Raw genomic sequence first — 14,695 nt, forward strand, 5'->3', positions numbered from 1 at the left:
CTCTTTATTTCCTTCTTCAGTTACTGTTGCATCCTTAGCTGAAATATGTTTAAGATCATGATTATCTAGTATCTGTACTGTTTTTGTAACTGTAAATTTATATCCATCTGAAGTTGTCGCATATACAACCCAATTAAAGCTATTTTCACTCTTATTATAGTTGCCACCACTGATTTGACCATTTAATCCATCCGATTTATCGACATCTATTTCTCCACCACTATACTGATATTCTAAACATAACCTAGCGCTTCCCAGATCTTCAGGTAAAGATACAGATACTTCCGTATCCTGTGTTCTACATACCTGATTCGGTGCATTGATTGTAATAACAGGCAAATCTTTTCGTGTTCCTTCTTTTTCTTCACCGCAAATAGCACATTCTTCCCAATATTGGCTCTCATTTCCTGTCCATACATAATCCGTGCAAATATGATTTGTTTTATCAACATATTGCTGATATTTATCCGCAACTGCTACAACTGGATATCCACAAATTGTATCTGGAATCACAACACTACTCTTTCCTTCTCCTAGTTTTATTTCAGTAATTGTTGCTTCATTGTTGTTCAAACTATATTTTACTTGTGTTGTATATATAACAAATGCGTAACTATCTATCGATATTTCTTTATCCGGCAAGAATATACAATTAAGATTTCCTATCCTAAATGCGGAGCTTTTAATAGATTGAATGTTATAAGGAATTTCTACACTTGTAAGCTTATTGCAATTTAAAAAAGCACTTCCTTCAATTGTAGTAACTTTATTAGGAATATTTATGCTTGAAAGCATAGAGCAATATTCAAAAGCTGATTCTCCAATAGATGTAAGATTTGAATCATTTCCAAATTTAACATTTGAAAGTTTGTAACAACTATTAAAAGCACAGTAACCAATAGATGTAACACTATCAGGAATGATGATGCTTGTAAGGCTTATACAAGAATCAAATGTTCTTGGTTTAATGGAATCAACCTGTAAATTTTCTGCAAAATTAACATTGCTGAGGTGATTATTATATGCAAAAGCTGCTTCTTCAATATTAGAAACACTGGCAGGTATAGATATACTTGTAAGTTCTGTATAACCAAAAGCTGATTTCCCAATACATGTGACACTATCAGGAACACTATATGAAGAACTAGATTTTCCTGCAGGATATTGTATCAATTCCGTTTTATTCTTATTAAACAGTACACCATCTTCTGACAAATAAGCTGAATTATTCGTATCTACTGTGAAGCTTGTAATACCTGTACAATGATGAAATGCATATTCTCCTATAGATGTAATACTAGAAGGTATAGATACACTTTTAAGTTCCCAGCAATTTTCAAATGCTTTTGTTCCAATTGCTGTAACAGTTATTTCATTAATTTTACCTGGAATATTAACTACAGTATCCGTTCCAATATATTTAGTGATCGTTACTGTATCACCTGATACAGTGTATTCAAATTTTCCATCACTTGTTGTATTTGCCGATATTGTCATGGGTATCAGCATGCATATTGTACATATTGCACATAATATACTTAATAATTTTTCTTCATGTTACTCTCCTTATGATAAATAATCATTTATATTATCTTAGTATTTTTTATTTATGTCAATTAAAAAAGAGGTCTTATTTAACCTCTTTTCTATGAAAATTATTTTCTTTTCTTTTTATTCAAGATCCATCCAATTCCCATGGCATCTAAGCTTGTAAACATTAAAGACATCCATAATCCTGCATTTCCAATTACACTTGTATTGGTTCCTGTTTTCTTGTCTTCTTTTTTAGTTTCTTCTTTCTTAGTTTCTTCTTCCACTTCATCTTCATTCACTGGTTCTGATTCACTGACTTCAAATTCAGCTGTTGCTTCTCCTCTTTCTGAACCAATAGTAATTGTATGTTTTCCTAAAGCTAAAGTGGATACATAATCAGGATTCAATGTAACGATTATACTTCCTTCCTGAAGTGTAAAATCATCTTGTTGTCCCAATTCTTCATCGTCTACTATTACATACTTAAATTCATTAATACTTGCACTGGAAGTAAAAGATAATGCTTTCTTACTGCCAACTTTTACAATTTGTCCATTCCCTTTAATGATTTCAGGTGGAAGTTTATCAATCATTACATCAAAAATTTCATTATTTCCTTCTGAATCTGAAAAAGCTTTATTACATCCTGTACAAGTGTAGTATTCAATATTTCCGTCTTCAAATAAAGTAGGATCTTTGGCATCTACATGTTCAATACTATGCACATCTTCATCATAGTCTCCGTATTCATTATAACAAGTTTCACAAATTGCTTTTTGAGAACAAGTCGCAATACCTCCACTATGATTCTTTAAAGTTACTTTTTTATCAACACGAAAACCAACATTATCTTCTGTTTGTGCAAACACATATACAGTAAAACTTTGCTCATCATTTGTAGCTTTAGAAGTATCTACTTTTGCGGTATAGACATTTCCGTTTTGTTCTAAAGAAATATGACCTGTTCCTACATATTTAAACTCATATCCTGCATAAAATGATTTGATTCCTTCAGGTATTTCAAAACTAAATGAATAATAAACACCTCTACAATATGTATCTTTTCCTTCAATCACGATATCTGGTGTTTGTGCAAATGTAATGGTTGGTAAAAGCATGAATGTTGTACATAAAGCTAACAACATACCAAGTAATTTTTTCTTCATATTCTCCTCCATATTTATAAATGATTATTTATATTATACAGAGTATTTAAAATACTTTCAATATCTATTTGTATATTTTTACTCGTTTAGTGTAATTTTTGACATTTTCAACTCAAAATAAAAAAGCTGATGATCAGCTTTATTATTTCGCATTATATTTTTCAATGAAAAGTGTAAGTGCTTCTTTTAATACATCAATTTGTGATTTTAAATAAAATTCATCTTCAAATAACGCATAATGCACACAAGCACGAATCAAAATGAAAATTAATGGAGTAATTTTTTCACAAGGAATTCCCAATTTCCCTTCCAATGATTTCGCATATTCCATATAACGTTCATCCACGCCTTTAAAGAATTTTTGACCATATTCTCTATACTTCGGCTGTGTATACACTTGATACATCAAGCGATATTTTTTTCCATGGTTTTCTGCAGTCCAATAAGGAATTTCATCAATAAAACGCCATAAATCCTCTACATCCTTAGGTGCTTTTGCCATGAATTCATCTTCTACTTTGCTCATGCAATATTCTGTAGACTGAATAATTAAATCATCCTGGTTTTCAAAATATTGATACAAACTTGCTACGTTGCATCCACAGGCTTGCGAAACCGACTTCATTCCCACATTATTCAATCCATATTCCGCATAACACGCAAAGCTCTTTTCCATAAATTCAACTTTTTTTGCCCACCGTGCTTCTTCATTTACAGTACGCATAGATTCACCCCGTTCTATTATTAGAAAAAGTATTCCCTAATATTATGAAAACAAATTTTGAATCTGTCAAGAATGTGTCATAATTAACGTGATTCATTGCTCAATTTGATCATGTCTTTTGTGATTTCTGTCAAAGAATTGGCTCCACACATTTCCATGGCCTCTATTAATTCTTGTCCTAAACGATTCACAAAAATTTGAATGCCTTCTTCTTGTGCGCCATAAATTCGATTCACAAAAGGGCGACAAATCAATACACCATCAGCTCCCAATGCCAACGCTTTAAAGACATCATAGCCTGTACGAATGCCTCCATCCACAAAAACTGTCATTGAATGATTGACGGCTTTAACAATGTCTTCTAATACATCAGCAGTCGCAGGAGTTCCATCTAAGACTCGACCCCCATGATTGGAAACTACAATAGCACTTGCCCCTGCTTCTTTGGCTTTTAAAGCCCCTTTGACACTCATTATTCCTTTAACAATAAAAGGAACCGGTGTCGCATCAATAATTTCTTTTAGTTCTTCTACACTTTTTCTTCCAGCAGGTGGATTGGCATTTTTCAAAAATGGAAGCCCTGAAGCATCGATATCCATCGCAATAGCAATCGCTTCGGATTGTAATGCATGCTGCAACTTTTCAAAATAAACATCTTTATGCCAAGGTTTAATCGTTGGAATTCCCATTCCCTGGTTCTCTTTAATAATTTGACAAGAATTCACCATAATATCTGGATTAATCCCATCGCCAGTAAAACCAAGAATGCCTGCTTGCCGACATCCACGAATCAATACTTCATTATAACTGACATCATTGAAACTATCTCCGTAATGATTATTAACGGCTCCAACAGGTCCTGCAAAAAATGGATACTTAAAAGTTTGTCCAAATACAGTAAATGTCGTATCCACTTTTTTATTTTCTACAATGGTGTCCAAATTCAAATCATATTTTTGCCAGGCTTTATAATTTCGAATCGCTCCTTGTCCACTTCCCTTTGCCCCTGGACCAGGAATATGATTACTGCAGGCTTTTCCATTACAAACAGGACACGAAAAACAATATTTTCCTACAAGTGGACGACTCTTTTCTAATACTTCTAAATCATTCATAGTCCTTGTTCCTTTACAAACGCATAAATATTGTCTTCTTTTTGTTGATTGGAAAGAGAAATTGTTCCCACTGGACTTGTATACATCACAAATTCTTCATTTCCATCTAATTCAAACATAGGATCACAAATTGTATTGTCATAAGCCGCAATCGCACATGTTCCCAATCCCAATGCCGTACAAGCCAAATATAAGTTTTGTCCTACATGTCCTGCATCAATAGTTAATGGACGATGGGCATTGATGCCATAACGCCATTCGTTTCTGTAACAAACAATAGACCAGTAAAACACAACCGATGCTTTCTTTGTCCAAGGTTGCTTACATAAAGAATCATTGATGACTTCCTGAATGTTTTCCACTTCTCCTAAATATTCTAATTTATGTCCCATAGGAAGATAATGATACTTACCTGGTTTTAATCCATCTACTTTACGAATCAGTAAATACGTTTCAAATCCATGTCGAGCTCCTCCTGAAGGAACTGTACGAAGCGTGGCATAGCTTTTCCCTCGAATGGATTTAATGCCTTGTGTCGCCCATAATAAATACGACAACTGTAAAAGACTGATATTTTCATCGGTATAAATACGATGACTTTGTCTTTTATTAATGACATCCATAAAATCATTATTAATATTTAATTCATCAAAATTCATTGGAAGATCAATGGATTGATCCCGCATAGGTGCTTTAACCAGTGGAGGCTGCGGCAACTTCATTTGCTGATCCGATACAAAATCTTCTCCTGAAATATCATAGTGTAAAAAATCTCTACCTTGTTGAATTAATTTCTTTTTTGTCTGTTCATCCATACTTTACTCCTTTATCTCAATATTATAATCAAAACCATTTTCTAATATATATTCTTCTAACGTCCAGTCGTTTTCATAAATTATTTGTGCCACTTCTTTTCCAACATAACGAAAATGCCACGGTTCATTCGCTGTTCCCGTTATATCTGTTTTATTTTCTGGATATCGTAAAATAAAACCATATTTATGTGCATTTTTAATAACCCATTGATATTCTTTGGTATCACCAAACGTTAAGGCTTGTCCATCATCGACACTTTGACTCGTTAAATCTACGCCTAAACCCAATTGATGTTCACTACTTCCTGGAATTGCTACTAAGCTCGCTGCTGTAACAGGATCATAGACAGAAAAATAATAATCGTAAACAGATTGCTGGTCTTGATAGCTTCGATATGCACTTTTAATTAAAATATATAAATCTTTTTCTTTGGCATCTTGAATCATTTGTTCTAAAGCATGAGCTGCTTCTTTTCGCATTTGATTGTTAGTACAATCACTGGCTGTTTTACCATTTACTTCGACTAAATCATCTGGTTCATATGTTGAATCTACATAAAATCCTTTTTTTATTAATACATCATATTTTTTGGAATGAATTGAATAATCTCGATTGATTTCATTGCTTGAATCAATAAAAGGATAAGAAACACTTAAAATCGTATCCAATATGTCTTCATTTGAATGCATATAGGCTTCTAAATCATATGCCATAAAGCCATTTGTTTCATAGAAAGGCAAAACACTTTCATATGTATACTGATTTTTCACAACCAGTTCAAAATCCGAAATTGAAAAAGACTTCATCATGTCTCGACAAATATCCATAGAATAATTTAAATTCATTAAATCTTCTTTTAAATCATACAAAGAATCAATATAAGAAATGACTTCTTCTTTATTTTTATTTGAAATACCTTCATAAAGATTATAATCAAAATAATGTTGATCATTTTCAAATGAATTATATGCCTCTATTTCAACTCTATCATTTTTTAAATAATCTCTTTTTTCTTCTTTATCTACTTTTAAAATGATATTTTGTTCCTGAAAACTATATCCCTTACAAAACAAAATTATTCGATTAACTTGTGAACACACCAAAACCACAACCAGAACTGGAATCAGGATAACAATTGCCAGACGCTTGATATTTACTTTTCTTTTTCTTTTAGCCATGTAAACAATACCTCTCCATATTCCATATTTCATCCACAAAATCTTCATAGAAATCTGGTTCATGACAAACCAACAATAATGTTCCTGGATATTCCATTAAAGCTTTTTTTAATTCTTCTTTGGCATCAACATCCAAGTGATTGGTTGGTTCATCTAAAATCAATACATTATTAGCTGTATTCATCAATTTACATAAACGAAGCTTAGCTTGTTCTCCTCCTGATAAAACATATACCTGACTTTCAATTTGATCGGTTGTTAAGCCACACTTGGCTAAAGCACTTCGAATTTCATATTGACTCCAGGAAGGAAATGTATTCCATAAATCTTCAATGCAAGAAAGAGACGGTGCTTTTTCTTCTTGTTGGAAATAACCAATTTGCAGATTATCGCCATTGGATACATTTCCTTCAATACAATCAATTTCTTTTAATAAACTCTTGATCAAAGTACTTTTTCCCAATCCATTGGCTCCAATAATCGCAATTTTCTTTCCTTTTTCTAAATGAATATTGATTGGCTTGGACAAAGCATGGTCATATCCAATTACTAGATCCTGAGTTTCGAATATCCATTTTGAAGGTGTTTTTCCCATCAAAAAAGAAAACTCTGGCCTTGGCTTTTCTTTACGAAGCTCAATTCGCTCCATTTTATCCAATTGTTTCTTACGTGAATTCGCCATTCCACGCGTAGCCACTCTCGCTTTATTACGGGCAATAAAGTCTTCCATTTTTTCAATTTGCGCTTGCTGTCTTTGATAAGCCGCTTCTAATTGACGCTTTTTAATTTCATAAACACGAACAAATTCATCATAATTTCCTGCATAACGTGTGATATAAGGTGCCTGTACATGATAAATCACATTAATGACTTCATTTAAAAACGGAATATCATGACTCACTAAAATAAAAGCATTTTCATAATTCTTTAAATACGTTTTTAACCATTCAATGTGTTGGGCATCCAAATAATTTGTAGGCTCATCCAATAATAAAATATCCGGTTTTTCCAGTAATAATTTTCCCAATAAAACTTTGGAACGCTGTCCTCCACTCAAAGAATCTGCATCTCTATCCAATCCATAGTCACAAATACCCAATGCATTTGAAACTTCATCAATTTTAGAATCAATCAAATAAAAATCATGCTGATCTAAATATTCTTGTCGAATTCCAATATCCTCTAATAAATCATCTATTTCATTTGAAGACAAATCTTCCATTTTCATGTAATCATCATTAATGGATTGTTCCATTTCAAATAAATCCTGAAATGCCATTTTCAATACATCGCGAATACACATCCCCGATTGTAAAAATGTATGCTGATCTAAATAACCTACTTTTACATTCTTTGACCAAGTGATTTTTCCTTCTTCTGGTTCTAAATGATGCGTCAATAAATTCATAAATGTGCTTTTTCCTTCACCATTGGCACCCACTAAACCAACGTGTTCTCCTTTTAATAAACGAAAATTCACGTCTTCAAAAATGGTTCTACCCGCAAAGGAATGTGATAAATTTTCAACTGTTAATATACTCATGTTACCCTCTGAAAAAAGGAATACATGTTGTATTCCTTAAGAATTTGATGCCACAATTTTAATACGAGACCACAAATCCGAAATAATTTTCTTTGTGTTTTCATTGTATTCAAATTGCTCATCTAGATTATAACCCGAACGAGGAAGATATGCATTAATTCCTTCAAATTCTCCATTTGCTAAGTCATTCAATACTTCTTCATTGCTAGAAGAATATCCAACATAACTTGAATTGTCATAGGCACCTTCATATTGTGCAACATAATTTATAAATTCATAAGCCAAATCAATGTTTTGTGCATTTTTTGGAATAACCATGGCATCACACCAAATATTCGTACCTTGTTTTGGTTCATAATACCCCATATTTTCGTTTTCAGACATAATATATGTCGCATCCCCTGAATAAACCAAACCAAGTGCTTTACGAGCCTGTGCCATATTGTCAATAATTTCATCTGTAACAATTTCTGGTTCCATTGTTTGTACACACTGAATCAGCCATTGATATGCTTCCTGTAATTCATTTTCATTTTCTGTGTTCATGGAATATCCCAATGCTTTCAAAGCCATCATAAATGAATCACGCTCTGAATCATATAAATAAATATCACCTTTATATTTTTCATTTAAGAAAATATTCCATCCTTGTTGTTCCAATTCTTCTTCACTGACTTTTGTTGTATCATAAACAATTCCAACGCTTCCCCAGAAATAAGGAACCGAATATTGATTATTTGGATCGTATTTTAAATCCTTCACATCGTCTACATATAAATCCAGTGCCGTTTGAATGCGATTCAATTCCAATGGCATCAATAAATCTTCTTCAATTAAACGCTGAATCATATAATCACTTGGAACCAGGATATCATAGCTTTCGCCATTAGCTACTTTGATATACATTTGCTCATTGGAATCAAAGTTGTCCATCACCACTTTTGCCCCTGTTTCCTCTTCAAAATCCTGAATAATATTTTCTCCTGTATATTCACCCCAGTTATATACATGAAGTGTTTGTCCGGCATATGGCTTATCCATAACTGTTTTATTCAAAATTGTATAACAAGCCATCACAGCAACTACAACTATCGCAACAATTCCCATTAATTTGTTGTGTCCAGGTTTCTTTGGATGTTTTTCACGATAAATTGGTAAAATATTTAAGATCAATAACGCCGTTGTGATTAAAACAACCACTAAAGTCGATATCGCATTAATACTTGGGTTTACACGTTTTGACATAGTATAAACCATAATACTTAAGTTTTTAACACCACCACCTGTGGCAAAATAAGAAATAATAAAGTCATCAAAGGACATTGTAAAAGCAATTAATGCCCCAGATACAATTCCAGGCATAATTTCTGGAATAATGACTTTTGTCAGTGCTTGCGTAGGCGTAGCTCCTAAATCCATGGCTGCATTAGCTAAATTGGGATCCAGTGAACGAATCTTTGGATTTACACTTAAAATCACATAGGGAATACAAAACGCAATATGCGCTAACAACATCGTCATAAATCCTTTTTCAATTTTAAATGTAATAAACAACAACATCAATCCAATGGCAGTAACTATGTCTGGATTCATCAATGGAAAGTCATTGATTTGTGTCACAATACGACGAATGATTTTCTTTGAATTTGATAAACCAATAGCGGTAATAGTACCTACAATTGTTGATACCAATGTCGCAATTAAGGCAATGGCAATAGTTACATATAAAGACTCCATCATGTCATGGCTTTTTAACATGGTTTGATACCAGCGTAAAGAAAATCCCGTAAAATGTGTCAGAGATTTTCCTTCATTAAAAGAAAAAACCATCATAAAGAGAATTGGCAAATAAAAGAAAATCGTAACCAGACCCATCAGAGTCTTTCCAAATACACGTTTGTCTTTTTTCATATCAATCCTCCCTTTGTGAAGTACGACTTTCAATTTTTCGTACTAACATCATTAAGAACATCATGAGCACTGCCATAATAATCGCAATAGCCGATCCAAAGTTCCATTCTCCTACAGTAATAAATTGATTTTCAATCACATTTCCAATTAAGAAGAAATCCCCTCCACCCAATAGTTTTGGAATGAAGAAAGAACTTACGGCTGGTAAGAAAACCAATGTAATTCCAGATACGACACCTGGTAAAGACAAAGGAAATATAACGCGTAAAAATGTCTGAATTTTATTGGCCCCTAAATCATTGGCTGCTTCAATTAATGATTTATCCATTTTTGTCAAAGATGTATTAATTTGAAGAATCATAAATGGTAAAAAGTTATAAACCATTCCAATTAAAACAGCACTTTCGGTATACAACAATTCCACGTCTTTAAATCCAAAAAAAGCACAAATCGTTGAAATAAGTCCTCCTTTTGTCAGGATTCCAATCCAGGCATAGGTTCTGACTAACATATTGATCCAAGTTGGAAGTGTTATACATAAAATCAAAAGATTTTGGACTTTTTCCGTGCATCTTGAAATATAATATGCCACGGGATAGCCAATCATAAAACAAATAATAGTTGTTTTAATCGCAATCATTACAGAGCGATATAAAACAATCAGGAAATCTTTATCTGTAAAAAATTTTTTATAGTATTCTAGTGTAACCGTAAAAGGTACGATACCATTTCCCTGCTTAATCAACGAATAAAACGCAATCAGCAGCATCGGAAGAAGCAGCATCAAAAAACACCAGAAAATATATGGAATCGCAAGTTGAGAAAATTTTTTCATTAGAATCCAATTTTCTCCATCACATGAATATCTTCAGGGAAGAATGTAAGTCCGACTTCTTTTCCTTCTTCCACAAAATCCGTTGTATGAATCTTGAAGACACGTCCCGTTGTCCAGAAAGTGACTTTATAAATTCCTTCTTTAATATTTTCTTCATCAAAGTCATAGTCAACACTTAAATCAATGGCTTCTTCTTCTCGATTGAGTTTCCATCCCTGTGCATTGGCCCATAGCTTTAAATCCGTATCCAATGCCATGGATTCTTTAATTTCATCAGCTGTTTTAAAGAAATTAAAGGCACTGACAGCTTCATTGGCTTTTTTATTTTCTACGACACGCTGATCAATAACCCAGATTTTTCTTGTGATCGATGTTTTTCCAGTTGAGAAAGTAACCGAATAATCTCCTATTTCTTCTTTTAAATCTGTTTCCACTTTAATAGAAATATATTCATCTGTTTCTGGATTCCAAGCCTGAGCATCCGCACGAGCAATAATTTCTTTATCATCAATGTCTTTCATATCTTCTATATCTAAATAAAAATCATTGGCACTGATTTTTTCACTTCCATCACTGCTAGTGACATCATTTGGTTTTCGAACGTGCATATTTACGGTTATATGCGTTCCAGGAACGGTTTCAACCATTACTTCATAGTGAACCCCTTTAAATAAAACACTCTCTACGGTTCCTGTCATTTTTCCTTGATCCATAGGAACAATATCAATGTCCTCGGGTCGAATAATAACATCCACTTTTTCATTTTCTTTAAATCCAATGTCCACACAATCAAATGTAATATCATCGAAACGAACTTTTTTATCTTCTAACATAATAGCTGGAATAATATTGCTTTCACCAATAAAAGAAGCTACATAACGATTCACCGGTTCATTGTAGATATCTTCTGGTGTACCAACCTGTTGAATTTCACCATCTTTCATAACAACAATTTTATCTGACATAGTCAAAGCTTCTTCCTGGTCATGTGTCACAAAAATAAAAGTGATTCCAACTTCTTGTTGAATGCGTTTTAATTCATATTGCATTTCTTTACGAAGTTTTAAATCCAAAGCTCCTAAAGGTTCATCCAATAATAAAACATTGGGTTCATTGACTAAGGCACGTGCAATCGCAACACGTTGTTGTTGTCCACCGGAAAGTAAAGTTACATTTTTCTTTTCATATCCTTCCAATCCAATTAATTTCAACATTTTCATGACTTTTTGTTCAATGACATCTTTTGACATTTTTTTGATTTTTAAACCAAACGCAATGTTGTCATATACATTCATATGTGGAAATAAAGCATATTTTTGAAAAACTGTATTTAATTCTCTTTTATATGGAGGCAGCTTGGCAATATCTTGTCCATCAAAAATAACTTGTCCACCACTTGGTTCTAAAAACCCTCCTAAAATACGTAATAAAGTTGTTTTTCCGCATCCACTGGGTCCTAATAAAGTCACAAATTCATTTTCATATATATCTAAGTTAATTCCCTTTAAAACGACTTGTCCTTCAAAGTCTTTCGTAATGTCTTTAAATTCAATAATCTTCTTCTTTTCCATATTCTTTCCTCTTAAAACATTGGCGGCGTTGTCACCCATAAAATTTTTGCGTTTTTATTGGTGTAATTAAATAAATAATGAGACTCTTTTCCATTTAAATAAAACGTCTCCCCTTTATTGACTTTATATACCTTATTACCAATCACAAGCTGTATACTCCCACTTAATACATAACCAAATTCTTCCCCTACAAAACTTGTCATTTCTTGTGATTGTTCTTTGGGTAATAGCGTTAATATAATGGGCTCCATTTCATTTTTTTGCGCATTGGGAACAATCCATTCCACAATAGAATCTTCTCTTTCATCCACAAAAAAATCATTTTGACGAAATACCACTTGCACATTCTTTTCTTCTTGAAAAAAATGCGATAAATCAGTTCCCAGTGCTTCTAAAATATCTTCAAGAGTCGCAATGCTGGGAGAAGTCAAATCTCTTTCTACTTGCGAAAGAAATCCCTTGGTCAGTTCCGATCGACTGGCCAATTCTTCTAAAGTTAAATTATTACGAAGTCGAAGTTCCTTTATTTTTTTTCCAATCTCCATAAAAGCCTCCAAGTTTTGCATTTGTAAACAAATTGTTTAATATAAGCAACTAAGATTATACATTACTTTTCACAAAATACAATATTATAAACAAAAAGTTTAATAAAAAAAACAAAACAATGAGTTAAATTTCTCATTGTTCTGTGTTTTTTCTATTGATTTAATCGATTCGATGAAACAATCCATTCCCTTGTTTTCATCATTTCATCTTCAAAATTCTTAAAATCTTTTAATTTCCAAGTCCAGTTTTCATGACTTAAAGTCCCAGGAAAATTAATACGTGCTTCTTTTTTGAATCCACAAATATCCCATAAAGGAAGAACGGCAATATCCGCTTGTGAATCCAAAACAAAATGACAAACTAAATCATTAAAATTACGATGATCATAGCCTTGTTTCTTAAAGAAACGACGAAGATTGATTTTCTTGTTTTTGGAATAATCCTGATATTCCTGATTCACTGTGGCATTGTCATGTGTTCCAGTATATATTACTACATTCTTTTTTGAAGGTTTTTTCAATAATTTGGGTTCCATTCTAAAAAGAATGACATCCATGCCTGGAATATTAAAATCTTCTTCTAATTCAATCACTTCTTTTCGAATATCTCCTAAATCTTCCGCAATCAATTCAATACCAGGAACCGCATCTAAAATAGCCTGAATCAATTTATGACTCGGTCCTAAAATCCATTCTCCATAAACAGCAGTAGGAGAAGAAGCAGGAATTTTCCAGAATGTATCAAAAGCACGGAAATGATCAATTCGTACCATATCGTAACAACAATTTGTCCAATGCATTCGTGTACACCAGAATTTAAAGCCATCTTTTTCCTGTTGCTCAAAATTATAAATGGGCATACCCCATCTTTGTCCTGTTTCAGAAAAATAATCAGGAGGACATCCTGCTATAAATTTTGGCGTTCCATCTTCATATAATAAAAAATCTTTTTTATTCATCCAGACGTCTGCACTATCATAATCCACATAAAAAGGAACATCTCCCATTATTTTAATTCCTTTTTTATGTGCATAATTCCGAATATCATCCAATTGTTTATAAAATAAAAATTGTAAAAATTTTATATAAAGTAATTCATCCAGATATTCTTCTAAATCAATTTCTTTTGTTTGAGGATAATTTTTGTATTCTTCATCCCATTCAATCCATGGAATATCATTATGTAAATCTCTAAATAATTTAAAAACAGCCCAGTCATTTAGCCAATATGCCTTTTTTTCAAATTTTAAATATTCTTTTTCGTATATATTAAAATTCTTTTTAAATGTACGAAACGCTTTTTGAAAATAAGATTCTTTAAAAGAACGAACTTGTGCATAGTCAACAAAATTGCGAAATTTATTTAAATTCACAACAGAACTTTGGGCAATGAGTTCCATTTCCGCTAAACGATCTAAATTAATGTAAATCGGGTCTCCTGCAAAGCTAGATAATGCTTGATAAGGAGAATGGGTACTGCCAGTAATTTGTAGAGGCAACAATTGCCAGAAGGAATAACCTGCATCGGCAATGAAGTCTATCATTCTTTCTGTTTTTCGTCCAAAATCACCAATTCCCTGATTACCAGGAACTGAAAACATTGGACAAAGAAAACCTGCTTTTCGTGTCATTTTACCTACCTTGTAAACCCTTTCATTTACATAAAATTATAACATATTTGTCATAAAAAGATATACTAATGTAATAAAAAAATGCCATAAAGGCATAAAAAAAGATCCGGCAGCGAGCTATCTTTGC

Annotated in this window: 12 protein-coding genes; all 12 read right to left on the reverse strand. The window is 32.6% G+C overall.

Features of this window, described 5'->3' with window-relative positions; genetic code table 11:
- A partial coding sequence (locus ACI32A_RS02245; protein WP_439753395.1) for a leucine-rich repeat protein occupies window positions 1–1,497 on the reverse strand: 1,497 nt, incomplete at its 3' end.
- Between the two features lie 158 nt (window positions 1,498–1,655).
- Complete coding sequence (locus ACI32A_RS02250) at window positions 1,656–2,699, reverse strand: hypothetical protein (protein ID WP_439753396.1); 1,044 nt, start codon at window positions 2,697–2,699, stop codon at window positions 1,656–1,658.
- Between the two features lie 142 nt (window positions 2,700–2,841).
- Entirely contained in the window at window positions 2,842–3,423 is a 582-nt protein-coding gene (locus ACI32A_RS02255) for a TetR/AcrR family transcriptional regulator (RefSeq protein ID WP_439753397.1), read from the reverse strand.
- A gap of 83 nt (window positions 3,424–3,506) precedes the next feature.
- Entirely contained in the window at window positions 3,507–4,538 is a 1,032-nt protein-coding gene (locus ACI32A_RS02260) for an alpha-hydroxy-acid oxidizing protein (protein WP_439753398.1), read from the reverse strand.
- Entirely contained in the window at window positions 4,535–5,353 is an 819-nt protein-coding gene (locus tag ACI32A_RS02265) for a SagB/ThcOx family dehydrogenase (protein ID WP_439753399.1), read from the reverse strand. The genes ACI32A_RS02260 and ACI32A_RS02265 overlap by 4 nt, the downstream gene beginning before the upstream one ends.
- Before the next feature lie 3 nt (window positions 5,354–5,356).
- A complete protein-coding gene (locus ACI32A_RS02270; RefSeq protein ID WP_439753400.1) occupies window positions 5,357–6,532 on the reverse strand; it encodes a M15 family metallopeptidase in 1,176 nt (391 codons plus the stop codon).
- A complete protein-coding gene (abc-f, locus tag ACI32A_RS02275) occupies window positions 6,525–8,075 on the reverse strand; it encodes a ribosomal protection-like ABC-F family protein (RefSeq protein ID WP_439753401.1) in 1,551 nt (516 codons plus the stop codon). Before abc-f ends, ACI32A_RS02270 begins: the two co-directional genes overlap by 8 nt.
- Window positions 8,076–8,111: 36 nt before the next feature.
- On the reverse strand, window positions 8,112–9,986 hold the full coding sequence (locus ACI32A_RS02280; RefSeq protein ID WP_439753402.1) for an extracellular solute-binding protein: 1,875 nt from the start codon (window positions 9,984–9,986) through the stop codon (window positions 8,112–8,114).
- Between the two features lies 1 nt (window position 9,987).
- Window positions 9,988–10,821, reverse strand: a complete 834-nt coding sequence (locus ACI32A_RS02285; RefSeq protein ID WP_439753403.1) for an ABC transporter permease — start codon at window positions 10,819–10,821, stop codon at window positions 9,988–9,990.
- Window positions 10,821–12,392, reverse strand: coding sequence for an ABC transporter ATP-binding protein (locus ACI32A_RS02290; protein ID WP_439753404.1), 1,572 nt, complete (start codon window positions 12,390–12,392; stop codon window positions 10,821–10,823). Before ACI32A_RS02290 ends, ACI32A_RS02285 begins: the two co-directional genes overlap by 1 nt.
- 11 nt (window positions 12,393–12,403) lie before the next feature.
- Window positions 12,404–12,937: a helix-turn-helix domain-containing protein gene (locus tag ACI32A_RS02295; RefSeq protein WP_439753405.1), complete on the reverse strand. Its 534-nt coding sequence runs from the start codon at window positions 12,935–12,937 to the stop codon at window positions 12,404–12,406.
- 152 nt (window positions 12,938–13,089) lie between these two features.
- Window positions 13,090–14,568 (reverse strand): 4-alpha-glucanotransferase, encoded by a 1,479-nt coding sequence (malQ, locus tag ACI32A_RS02300; protein ID WP_439753406.1) that lies wholly within the window; start codon window positions 14,566–14,568, stop codon window positions 13,090–13,092.
- Window positions 14,569–14,695: the final 127 nt, after the last annotated feature.

The organism is Floccifex sp. (assembly GCF_051873555.1).
Lineage (GTDB): Bacteria > Bacillota_I > Bacilli_A > Erysipelotrichales > Erysipelotrichaceae > Floccifex.

Excerpts from the sequence above, each read along its gene's own strand:
- ACI32A_RS02250 (WP_439753396.1), bottom strand. The coding sequence starts at position 2,699 with ATGAAGAAAAAATTACTTGGTATGTTGTTAGCTTTATGTACAACATTC.
- ACI32A_RS02255 (WP_439753397.1), bottom strand. The coding sequence starts at position 3,423 with ATGCGTACTGTAAATGAAGAAGCACGGTGGGCAAAAAAAGTTGAATTT.
- ACI32A_RS02260 (WP_439753398.1), bottom strand. The coding sequence starts at position 4,538 with ATGAATGATTTAGAAGTATTAGAAAAGAGTCGTCCACTTGTAGGAAAA.
- ACI32A_RS02265 (WP_439753399.1), bottom strand. The coding sequence starts at position 5,353 with ATGGATGAACAGACAAAAAAGAAATTAATTCAACAAGGTAGAGATTTT.
- ACI32A_RS02270 (WP_439753400.1), bottom strand. The coding sequence starts at position 6,532 with ATGGCTAAAAGAAAAAGAAAAGTAAATATCAAGCGTCTGGCAATTGTT.
- abc-f (WP_439753401.1), bottom strand. The coding sequence starts at position 8,075 with ATGAGTATATTAACAGTTGAAAATTTATCACATTCCTTTGCGGGTAGA.
- ACI32A_RS02280 (WP_439753402.1), bottom strand. The coding sequence starts at position 9,986 with ATGAAAAAAGACAAACGTGTATTTGGAAAGACTCTGATGGGTCTGGTT.
- ACI32A_RS02285 (WP_439753403.1), bottom strand. The coding sequence starts at position 10,821 with ATGAAAAAATTTTCTCAACTTGCGATTCCATATATTTTCTGGTGTTTT.
- ACI32A_RS02290 (WP_439753404.1), bottom strand. The coding sequence starts at position 12,392 with ATGGAAAAGAAGAAGATTATTGAATTTAAAGACATTACGAAAGACTTT.
- ACI32A_RS02295 (WP_439753405.1), bottom strand. The coding sequence starts at position 12,937 with ATGGAGATTGGAAAAAAAATAAAGGAACTTCGACTTCGTAATAATTTA.
- malQ (WP_439753406.1), bottom strand. The coding sequence starts at position 14,568 with ATGACACGAAAAGCAGGTTTTCTTTGTCCAATGTTTTCAGTTCCTGGT.